The following is a 10211-nucleotide window of genomic DNA, read 5'->3' as shown; positions in this document are numbered from 1 at the left end:
GCCCCCGTGATCGCCGGCCGCAAGCTGGCGGTGGTGCCGGTGCTGCGCGCGGGAATCGGCATGAGCGACGGCCTGCTCGACCTGGTGCCGTCGGCGCGCGTCGGCCACATCGGCGTGTACCGCGACCACGAAACGCACCAGCCGGTGGAATACCTGGTGCGCCTGCCCGACCTGCAGGAACGCACCTTTATCCTGTGCGATCCGATGCTCGCCACCGGCAATTCGGCTGTGCATGCGGTGGACGTGCTGCGCAAGCGGGGTGTGCCGGAAGAGCGCATCGTCTTCCTCGCGCTGGTCGCCGCGCCGGAAGGCGTGTCGGTGTTCCAGGCGGCCCATCCGAACGTGAAGGTGTACGTCGCGTCGCTCGATTCACACCTGAACGAAGACGCCTATATCGTCCCTGGCCTGGGCGACGCGGGCGACCGCATCTTTGGCACGAAGTAATTACCTGTTGACGAGGTCGGCGCCGAGCACTGCCTTGAGATAGGGCATGTCGCCCTCGTCATCCGCCTTGCTGGCGATCCAGCAGATGCTGCCCTTGCGCAGGTGCCATTCCTGTTCTTCGCCGGCAACCAGCAGCGAGGCGACGTAGCCGAGCGTCGGCTGGTGTCCGACGACCAGGACCGTGCCTTCGGCATCCGGCCATCCTGCCGCCTGCAGGATGCCTTCAGCGCTGGCATCTGTTGCCAGCGCGCGGTCGGTCTTGAACTTGCGTCCCAGCGCTTCCACCGTTTGTACGGTGCGCATCGCCGGGCTGCTCAGGATGCGGCAATCATCCGGCAGGATACGGTTCAGCCATTCGGCCATCTTCCGCGCCTGCCTGCGGCCTTTTTCCGTCAGTTCCCGCGCTGCGTCCGGTGTACCGGGGCCGCCGGTTTCGGCCTCGGCATGCCGCCAGAGGATCAATTCCATATTTCCTCCTATTCGAGTTCGCCCATCACGCCGAGCGTGCGCGCAAGATGCAGTTGCGCACAGAAGGGGGCCTGTTTGCCGCGCGGCTTTTTCCGGTGGTACTGGCCCGACGCATCCAGTTCCCATGCATTCACATTGTCCTTCAGGTAAGGGTTCAGGCCCTCGGTGATGACACGTTTTTTCAGGAGCGCGTCCAGCACCGGAAATGCCACTTCGATGCGCCTGAACAGGTTACGGTTCATCCAGTCGGCGCTGGCAAGCCAGACATTGTGCGCGAGGTCGTTGCGGAAGTAATAGATGCGGCTGTGTTCGAGGAAGCGGCCGATGATGGACCGCACCCGGATATTGTCCGACAGGCCCGGCACGCCCGGGCGCAATGCACAGGCGCCGCGCACGATGAGGTCGATCTTCACCCCATCGGAGGAGGCGGCGTACAGCGCGCGGATGACCGATTCGTCCACAAGTGCATTCATCTTGGCAATGATGCGCGCCGGCCGGCCTTCGCGCGCGATGGCCGCTTCGTTCTTGATTGCCTTGATGAGTTCCTTTTGCAGGCCGAAGGGGGCGAGCCAAAGGTGCTGCAGCTTTTTCGGCTTGGTCAGGCTGGTAAGGTGGATGAAGATCTCGGCCACGTCGGCGGTCAGGCCAGGATGCGCGGTAAGCAGGCCGAAGTCGGTGTAATGCTTGGTGGTGGTGGGATGATAATTGCCGGTACCGAGGTGGGCGTAACGGCGCAGTACGCCATCTTCGCGCCTTAGGACCAGGGCGAGTTTGGCGTGCGTCTTCAGGCCGACGATACCGTACACCACCTGTGCGCCTACGCGTTCAAGGCGTTCCGCCCAGTTGATGTTGGCTTCTTCATCAAAGCGCGCCATCAGTTCCACGATGACCGTGACCTCCTTGCCATGCCGCGTGGCCGAAATCAGCGCATCCATCAGGTCCGAGTTCATGCCGGTACGGTAAATGGTTTGCTTGATTGCCAGCACGGCGGGGTCTTCAGACGCCGAACGGATGAATTCCACCACCGGCTGGAAGGACTGGAAAGGATGGTGCAGCAGCACATCCTGCGTGCGCAGCAAGCTGAAGATGCCGCCATCCGCAAGCTGGCGCGGCATGCCGGGCAGGAAGGGCGGGAAATGCAGTGCCGGCTGGCGGACAGTATTGACCAGTTCCTGCAGGCGGACCATGTTTACCGGGCCGTCCACTGCATATAGTCTGCTCTTGTCGATCGAGAATTGTTCCAGGAGGAAATCAGCCAGGTGAGGCGGGCAGTTACGGGCAACTTCCAGCCGCACCGCGAACCCGAAATGGCGGCTTTGCAATTCGCTCTGCAGCGCCTGCCGCAGATTCTTCACTTCTTCTTCATCCACCCACAGGTCGCTGTTACGAGTCACGCGGAATTGCGAATACGCCAACACCTCACGGCCTGTAAACAAGTCGCCGACATGCGCGTGGATCACGGAGGAGAGCAGGCAGAAGGACACGCCTTTCTTCGATAGTTCATCAGGCAGGCGGATCACGCGCGGCAGGACGCGCGGCGCCTTGAGGATGGCGATGGCCGTACCGCGGCCGAAGGCGTCCTTGCCCGACAGTTCCACGATGAAATTCAGGCTCTTGTTAACTACCTGCGGAAACGGATGCGCCGGGTCGAGTCCGATCGGCGTCAGCAGCGGCCGCACTTCGCGGTCAAAGTATTCCTTGACCCATGCGCGCTGTGCTTCATTGCGCTCAGTATGACGGAGGAGGTGGATGCCTTTGGCGGACAACTGGGGCAGGATTTCCGTATTCAAGACTTCATATTGCCGTTCAACTATCCGGTGGCATTCATCGCCGGTACGTTCCAGTGCAGCGGCCAGCGCCGGCGGCTCCGACTTCGCGCCTTCCATCCGGTTATGGGCAAGCAGGCTGGCAATCCGCACTTCAAAGAATTCGTCGAGATTGCTGCTGACGATGCACAGGTAGCGCAAGCGTTCGAGCAGCGGAATCGACGGGTCTTCGGCCTGTGCGAGCACGCGGCGGTTGAAGGCGAGTTGAGACAGCTCGCGGTTCAGGTAGATGGTGCTTTGTCCTGGTGCTGTTGAGGGCGATGGTTCCGTTGTTGTCTTTTTGTTCATTTTGTCTGGATGGAAATCCTGGCAGTCATCGCAGTGTAAAAAAGCAATATGACAACTTTATGACAGGAATTCCATTGTCCGGCACTTTATGACATGAAGCTTTGCCGGTGTCATGAAGCTGTCACATTCATTCGCTAAAGTGCCCCCTGTCTTACTTTGACAACTTCACGGAGCAGATATGCGACTGAACAAATTCCTGGCATCCGCAGTCCTCGCAGCGGGCGCCGTCATGACGATTTCTTCCGCTGTTGCCGCCGACATCACCGGCGCCGGCGCAACCTTCCCGTATCCGATCTATGCCAAGTGGGCTGAGGAGTACAAGAAGGCCAGCGGCAACGGCCTGAACTACCAGTCCATCGGTTCGGGCGGCGGCATCAAGCAGATCAAGGCCAAGACTGTCGACTTCGGCGCATCCGACATGCCCCTGAAAGCGGAAGAGCTGGAAGCCGAAGGCCTGATGCAGTTCCCGGCGATCATGGGCGGCGTGGTGCCGGTCGTGAACCTCGACGGCGTTGCGCCCGGCCAGCTCAAGCTGACCGGCGAAGTGCTGGCTGATATCTACCTCGGCAAGGTTACCAAGTGGAACGCGCCGGAAATCGCCAACCTGAACACGGGCGTCAAGCTGCCGGCGGAAGATATCACTGTTGTGCACCGCGCCGACGGTTCGGGCACGTCCTTCCTCTTTACCGACTACCTGTCCAAGGTGAACGCCGAGTTCAAGTCCAAGGTCGGTGCAGGCACGGCCGTCAAGTGGCCGACCGGCGTGGGCGGCAAGGGCAACGAAGGCGTGGCCGCCAACGTCCAGCGCATCAAGAACTCGATCGGTTATGTCGAGTATGCCTATGCCAAGCGCAACAAGATGTCCCATACGCAGCTGAAGAACCGCGATGGCCAGTACGTCCAGCCGGACGACGACAACTTCAAGGCCGCCGCTGCCGGCGCCGACTGGGCCAAGACGCCGGGCTTCGCCGTGGTGTTGACCGACCAGCCGGGCAAGGCAAGCTGGCCGATCACCGGCGCCTCCTTCATCCTGATGCACAAGGCACAGGCTGATGCTGCAAAGGGCAAGGAAGTGCTGAAGTTCTTCGACTGGGCCTACAAGAATGGCGGTGCGATGGCGACCGAGCTCGAGTATGTCTCGATGCCCGCTCCGGTAGTGAAGCTGGTCCAGGATGCCTGGAAGGCACAGCTGAAGGATGGCTCGGGCAAGGCCGTCTGGTAAACCCGAAGCACCATTCCGTGGCGCGGGCGCACTCCCGGTGTGGCCCGCGCCCGGTCTCAACCCCGCAGGGGCACTCGCTCATGAATGCACATCCATCAACGGCCGCGACGCACATCGTCTCGCCCGAACAGAAATCTGAAGAACAGGAAGCCGCCGCCAAGGCCATGGTATCGACCATGCGCAAGCAGCGGCTTCAGGATTTCCTGTTCCACAAACTCACGCTCGCGTTTGCGCTGAGCGTATTGCTGGTCCTGGCCGGCATCATCGTCTCGCTGATTATCGGGGCATGGCCCGCGCTCGCCGAATTCGGCCCGGCCTTCATCACCACCGTCGACTGGGATCCGGTCAACGACCAGTACGGCGCGTTGATTGCAATCGTCGGCACCGTGTCCACGTCGCTGATCGCGCTGTTGATTGCGTTCCCGATCAGCTTTGGCATCGCGCTGTTCCTGACCGAGATCTGCCCCGCCGGTTTGCGCCGTCCTCTTGGAACCGCAGTCGAACTGCTGGCCGGCGTGCCCAGCATCATCTATGGCATGTGGGGCCTGTTCATTTTCGCGCCGCTGTTCGGCGACTATATCCAGCCGGTCCTGAAGAAGACGCTCGGCCAGCTGCCGCTGATCGGCCACCTGTTCAACAGCCCGATGATGGGCATCGGCATCCTCACCGCCGGCCTGATCCTCGCGGTCATGATCATCCCCTTCATTGCCTCGGTGATGCGCGACGTGTTCGAGATCGTTCCCGCCGTGCTCAAGGAATCCGCCTACGGCCTCGGCTGCACCAGGTGGGAAGTGGTGCGCAAGATTGTGCTGCCGTACACCAAGACCGGCGTCGTCGGCGGTGTCATGCTCGGCCTTGGCCGTGCGCTCGGCGAAACCATGGCCGTCACCTTCGTCATCGGCAATGCGCACAAGTTGTCCTGGTCGCTCTTTGCGCCGGGCAACAGCATCGCATCGACGCTCGCCAATGAATTCGCCGAAGCTGAATCGAAGCTGCATGTGTCATCGCTGTTCGCGCTCGGCCTGATCCTGTTTGTCATTACTTTCATCGTGCTCTCCGCTGCCAAGCTCATGCTGGTGGGGCTGTCGCGCAGGGAAGGAGCGAAATCATGAATCAGCAACTCAATCCGGTTTACCGCAGGCGCCTCTGGAAGCACCGTATCGGCATCGCACTGTCCATCGGCGCGATGGCAGTCGGCCTGTTCTTCCTGATGTGGATCCTGTTCACGCTGCTTGTGAAAGGCACCGGCGCACTCAGCCTGGCGATGTTCACCCAGACCACGCCCGCTCCCGGCAGCGAAGGCGGCGGCCTGATGAATGCCATCGTCGGCAGCCTGATGATGGTGGGCGCCGCGACGCTGATCAGCACGCCGATCGGCATCCTCGCCGGCATCTACCTCGCGGAGTACGGCGAGGAAAGCTGGCTGGCGCAGATCACGCGCTTCGTCACCGACATCATGTTGTCCGCGCCCTCGATCGTGATCGGCCTGTTCGTCTATGCGATCTACGTCGCCAACGTGAAGCACTTTTCCGGCTGGGCAGGCACCTTCGCCATCTCGCTGATCGCCATACCGGTCGTGGTGCGCACCACCGACAACATGCTAAAGCTGGTGCCCAACAGCCTGCGCGAAGCAGCCTTCGCGCTCGGCGCGCCGCGCTGGAAAGTCGCCATGATGGTGCGCCTGCGTGCCGTCAAGGCCGGCGTCATTACCGGTGTGCTGCTGGCGGTGGCGCGCATTTCCGGCGAAACCGCGCCGCTGCTGTTTACCGCACTCAACAACCAGTTCTTCAGCGCCAACATGAACGCGCCGATGGCTAACCTGCCGGTCGTCATCTTCCAGTTTGCGATGAGCCCCTACGACAACTGGCGCGAGCTGGCCTGGGGTGGCGCACTGCTGATCACCTTCAGCGTGCTCGGCCTGAACATCCTCTCGCGTACCTTGCTCAGCCAGAAAGGCCCGCACTGACATGAACAATTCCATGAATACCATCGCCGTGAAACCGACGCTCGAAATTGCCGGCCTGAACTTCTACTACGGCGGTTTCCAGGGCCTGAAAAACATCAACCTGAACGTCTACGAAAAGAAGGTCACCGCCTTCATCGGTCCGTCCGGCTGCGGCAAGTCGACGCTGCTGCGCACGCTCAACCGCATGTACGACCTGTACCCCGGCCAGCGCGCGGAAGGCAAGATCGTCTACAACGGCCGCAACATCCTCGAACCCGGCCAGGACGTGAACATGCTGCGCGCCAAGGTCGGCATGGTGTTCCAGAAGCCAACGCCGTTCCCGATGTCGGTCTACGAGAACATCGCCTTTGGCGTGCGCCTCTACGAAAACCTGTCCAAGGGCGAAATGGACGAGCGCGTCGAATGGGCGCTGAAGAAAGCCGCCCTGTGGACCGAGGTCAAGGACAAGCTCAACAAGAGCGGCCTGTCCCTGTCCGGCGGCCAGCAGCAGCGCCTGTGCATCGCGCGCAGCGTGGCCGTGAAGCCCGATGTGCTGCTGCTCGACGAGCCGACGTCTGCGCTCGATCCGATCTCGACCGCCAAGATCGAGGAACTGATCGCCGAGCTGAAAGAGGACTACACCATCACCATCGTGACGCACAACATGCAGCAGGCGGCACGCTGTTCGGATTACACTGCCTACATGTACCTGGGCGAACTGGTGGAATTCGGCGAAACCGACCAGATCTTCATGAATCCGGCGAAGAAGGAAACGCAGGACTACATTACCGGCCGCTTCGGCTGAACCACACAGACATACGTTTAGACCAGGAGAACCCGATGCCAGGCGACCACTCTTCCAAGCAGTACGACACCGACCTCGAAACCATCCGCTCCAAGGTGCTGACCATGGGCGGACTGGTGGAGAGCCAGTTCAACGACGCGATGGACTGCTTCCGCGGTGGCGATATCGTGAAAGCCGAACAGGTGATCAAGTCCGACGAAACCGTCAACAGCCTTGAAGTCACGCTCGACGACGCATGCAGCCACCTGATCGTGAAGCGCCAGCCCGCAGCCAACGACCTGCGCACGGTGGTGGCAACGCTGAAGGTCATCACCGACCTTGAACGCATTGGCGACGAGGCGACCAAGATTGCACGCATCGGCAAACAATTGCACGAGCGCGGCACGGTAGGCGTGCTCAACCATTACGAATCGGTCCGGGTGCTGGCGTCGAGTGCAGCCAACTCGCTGCATGATGCGCTGGATGCCTTTGCCCGGCTGGACGAGAAGCTGGCGGCACAGATCATCGCGGCCGACGAGACGATCGACAACGAATTCCGCACGACAACCCGCGCGACGGTCACCTTCATGATGGAAGACCCGCGCACGATTTCGGCGGCGCTTGATATCCTGTGGGTTGCCAAGGCCATCGAACGCATCGGCGACCACGCCAAGAACATCGCGGAGTATGTGATCTATGTCGTCGAGGGCAAGGACATCCGGCATACCGATTACGTGTACACCAAGCTCAACAGCAAACCCTGAACATGGCCGTCGACAAAACCACCATCCTTGTCGTTGAAGACGAACCTTCGATCGTCGAACTCGTTTCCTTCACCCTGAAGGAAGCTGGCTGGAATGTCATCGCCGCCGGCAACGCGGCCGAGGCGTGGGAATTCATCCAGCGCCGCACGCCGCACATGGTGCTGCTCGACTGGATGCTGCCGGACCAATCCGGCCTGCGCCTGCTTTCGCGCATTCGCGGCGATCGCCAGTTCGGCGAGCTGCCGGTCATCATGCTGACCGCAAAGAGCATGGAAGAAGACAAGATCGCCGGCCTGGATAACGGCGCTGACGATTACATCACCAAGCCGTTCTCGCCGCGCGAACTCACGTCGCGCATCAAGGCGCTGCTGCGCCGAAAGGCGCCGGAACACGCGCAAAGCCTGATGGCTGCCGGCGTCGTGACGCTCGACCCGGTCAGCTGCTCGGTCATGCTGCACGGCCAGAAGATCGACATCGGCCATGCAGAATACAAGCTGCTCAAGTTCTTCCTCGCGCATCCCGAGCGTGTCTTTTCGCGCAGCCAGCTGCTTGATAAGGTGTGGGGCGACCACGTCGTGATCGAGGAACGCACCGTCGACGTGCATGTGCTGCGCCTGCGCAAGGCGCTCAAGGAAGCCGAGTCGCTGATCAAGACGGTCCGCAGTGTAGGATACATGCTGTCCGAGAAATAACTTCCCGTATGAATCCTCGCCTGCTTTTCTGGATCCCGGCCGGACTCCGCCTGTCCATCATCCTCGCCGGCGCCGGAGGCCTGTGGTACATGTTCGGCCCTGCTGCCGGCATTGCCGCGGCCATCGTGGGCTTGCTGGCCCTCCTGGTCATCCAGCTGCACTACCTCTACCAGCTATCCAACTGGCTGGAGGATCCCAACAGCGCCAAGCTGCCGGACGGGTGGGGCGCATGGACCGATATCTTTTCCCGCCTGTACCGCATGCAGCGCGGCCACGAAAAGAACCAGGCCGAGCTGACCGAGTGGCTGACGCGCTTTCGGCAGGCGATGAGCCTGCTGCCGGACGGCGTCGTCATCATGGACGACGTGCTGTTCCTCGAATGGTGCAATCCCGCTGCCGAGAAACATCTCGGCTTGCAGCTTGAGCGCGACAAGGGCATGCGCGTCACCAACCTGGTCCGCAGTCCCGAGTTCATGGATTACATCATCCTCGGACGCTACGACCAGCCCCTGACGCTCAGCTTCCGCGACAACAAGCTGGTGGTGCAAATCATTCCATTCGAGAACCGCCGCCAGATCCTGGTCACGCACGACATCACCGAATCGGAACGCATCGACATGATGCGCCGCGATTTCATCGCCAACGCCTCGCACGAGCTGCGTACGCCGTTGACCGTCATCAATGGCTTCCTCGAAATCGCAACCAGCCAGCCCAACCTCGATCCGCAAGTCCGCATGTCGCACCTGAAGCTGATGACCGAGCAGGGCCATCGCATGCAAAACCTGGTGGAAGACATGCTTACGCTGACGCGCCTGGAATCGGTGGACTATCCGTTGCGGCCCGAAAAGGTGAACATGCGTATGCTGCTGGAGCAGATCGAGCAGGAAGCCGTCGCCCTCTCCGCCGGGCGACACATCATCTCGCTGCAGGTTGACGGTCCCGACCTCAAGGGCGGCACCGAAGAATTACGCAGTGCCTTCGGCAATCTCGTTTCCAATGCGATCCGCTACACGCCCGCGGAAGGTTCGATCGACATCCGGTGGGAGGATGGCGAAGCAGGCCCGCAATTCGTGGTCCGGGATACCGGCATCGGCATTCGTCCCGAGCACATTTCACGGCTGACCGAGCGCTTCTATCGCGTCGACAAGAGCCGGTCGCGCGAGACCCAGGGCACCGGCCTCGGACTGGCAATCGTCAAGCATGTGCTGCTGCGGCATGACGCGACGCTGGCCATCGAGTCGGAACCGGAAAAGGGCAGCACCTTCACCGTCAGGTTTTCAAAGAGCCGCGTTGCAGACCATTGAGCCTGTGTCCGGTCCGATGTGGAACGTGGTAAATTAGTTTTACCGGAATTCGGCGCGCAAGCGCGTTCAGCCATGACCCTGAAACCGGAATGGTTCCGGAAGACTGCTGCGGCGGCACTGATTGCGGTTGCCGTGGCCGTTTCGACCGGCTGTGCGGACATGCTTCCCGACGCGAAGCAGCAGACGCAGACTCCCTGGCGCAGCTATGCGGAAGCCCAGGCGATGTTTGACAAGGTGGTTCCCGGGAAGACGAGCCTTGCCGACCTCAAGGCGCTCGGCATTGACCCGGGTCAAATCCCGAATGTCTCTTACCTTGGCCATGCCGACATGCTGCGGCGGCTGCTACCGACTTCATCTTTCGACATCGAAGTTCTCGAACCAGGCCTGCGCGAATGCCTGTCGCCCGACCGGCCGTGCTTCGCATACGAGATCGAGCAGCTCTCCCTCGATCGTCAGCGTTACGGCAATTTCTGG

General features: G+C 61.2%; 10 protein-coding genes and 1 pseudogene. 9 read left to right on the top strand and 2 right to left on the bottom strand.

Annotated elements, in window-relative coordinates; translation table 11 throughout:
- A partial coding sequence (upp, locus tag AYR66_RS22545; RefSeq protein ID WP_088710002.1) for a uracil phosphoribosyltransferase occupies window positions 1-444 on the top strand: 444 nt, incomplete at its 5' end.
- Here the strand turns inward: upp and AYR66_RS22540 are convergent.
- The gene (locus AYR66_RS22540) at window positions 445-912 is read right to left on the bottom strand and encodes a SixA phosphatase family protein (protein WP_088709374.1); all 468 of its coding nucleotides are present in this window, start codon (window positions 910-912) and stop codon (window positions 445-447) included. It lies immediately after the preceding gene.
- Window positions 913-920: 8 nt separating this feature from the next.
- Window positions 921-3026 (bottom strand): polyphosphate kinase 1, encoded by a 2106-nt coding sequence (ppk1, locus tag AYR66_RS22535; protein WP_088709373.1) that lies wholly within the window; start codon window positions 3024-3026, stop codon window positions 921-923.
- A 178-nt stretch (window positions 3027-3204) separates the two neighbouring features.
- Here ppk1 and pstS point away from each other — a divergent pair, with 178 nt between their 5' ends.
- The 8 genes and pseudogenes from pstS to AYR66_RS29715 all read left to right on the top strand — a co-directional run.
- Window positions 3205-4248 (top strand): phosphate ABC transporter substrate-binding protein PstS, encoded by a 1044-nt coding sequence (pstS, locus tag AYR66_RS22530; protein ID WP_088709372.1) that lies wholly within the window; start codon window positions 3205-3207, stop codon window positions 4246-4248.
- 164 nt (window positions 4249-4412) lie between these two features.
- Entirely contained in the window at window positions 4413-5360 is a 948-nt protein-coding gene (gene pstC, locus AYR66_RS22525) for a phosphate ABC transporter permease subunit PstC (protein ID WP_420093137.1), read from the top strand.
- Window positions 5357-6214: a phosphate ABC transporter permease PstA gene (gene pstA, locus AYR66_RS22520; protein ID WP_088709370.1), complete on the top strand. Its 858-nt coding sequence runs from the start codon at window positions 5357-5359 to the stop codon at window positions 6212-6214. Before pstC ends, pstA begins: the two co-directional genes overlap by 4 nt.
- 13 nt (window positions 6215-6227) lie before the next feature.
- Window positions 6228-6998 carry a phosphate ABC transporter ATP-binding protein PstB gene (pstB, locus tag AYR66_RS22515; protein WP_234814982.1) on the top strand — a complete coding sequence of 257 codons (771 nt, stop codon included), beginning with the start codon at window positions 6228-6230 and terminating at the stop codon, window positions 6996-6998.
- 35 nt (window positions 6999-7033) lie between these two features.
- Complete coding sequence (phoU, locus tag AYR66_RS22510; RefSeq protein ID WP_088709368.1) at window positions 7034-7741, top strand: phosphate signaling complex protein PhoU; 708 nt, start codon at window positions 7034-7036, stop codon at window positions 7739-7741.
- Window positions 7742-7743: 2 nt separating this feature from the next.
- Complete coding sequence (locus tag AYR66_RS22505) at window positions 7744-8433, top strand: response regulator (RefSeq protein ID WP_088709367.1); 690 nt, start codon at window positions 7744-7746, stop codon at window positions 8431-8433.
- An 8-nt stretch (window positions 8434-8441) separates the two neighbouring features.
- Complete coding sequence (gene phoR / locus AYR66_RS22500) at window positions 8442-9737, top strand: phosphate regulon sensor histidine kinase PhoR (protein WP_088709366.1); 1296 nt, start codon at window positions 8442-8444, stop codon at window positions 9735-9737.
- A 72-nt stretch (window positions 9738-9809) separates the two neighbouring features.
- Window positions 9810-10211: pseudogene (locus AYR66_RS29715) on the top strand (hypothetical protein); the annotation flags it as partial.

Source organism: Noviherbaspirillum denitrificans (assembly GCF_002211445.1).
Classification (GTDB): domain Bacteria; phylum Pseudomonadota; class Gammaproteobacteria; order Burkholderiales; family Burkholderiaceae_D; genus Noviherbaspirillum; species Noviherbaspirillum denitrificans.
Note: the sequence above shows the minus strand (reverse complement) of the source record. Positions and strands in the feature narration are given on the sequence as shown.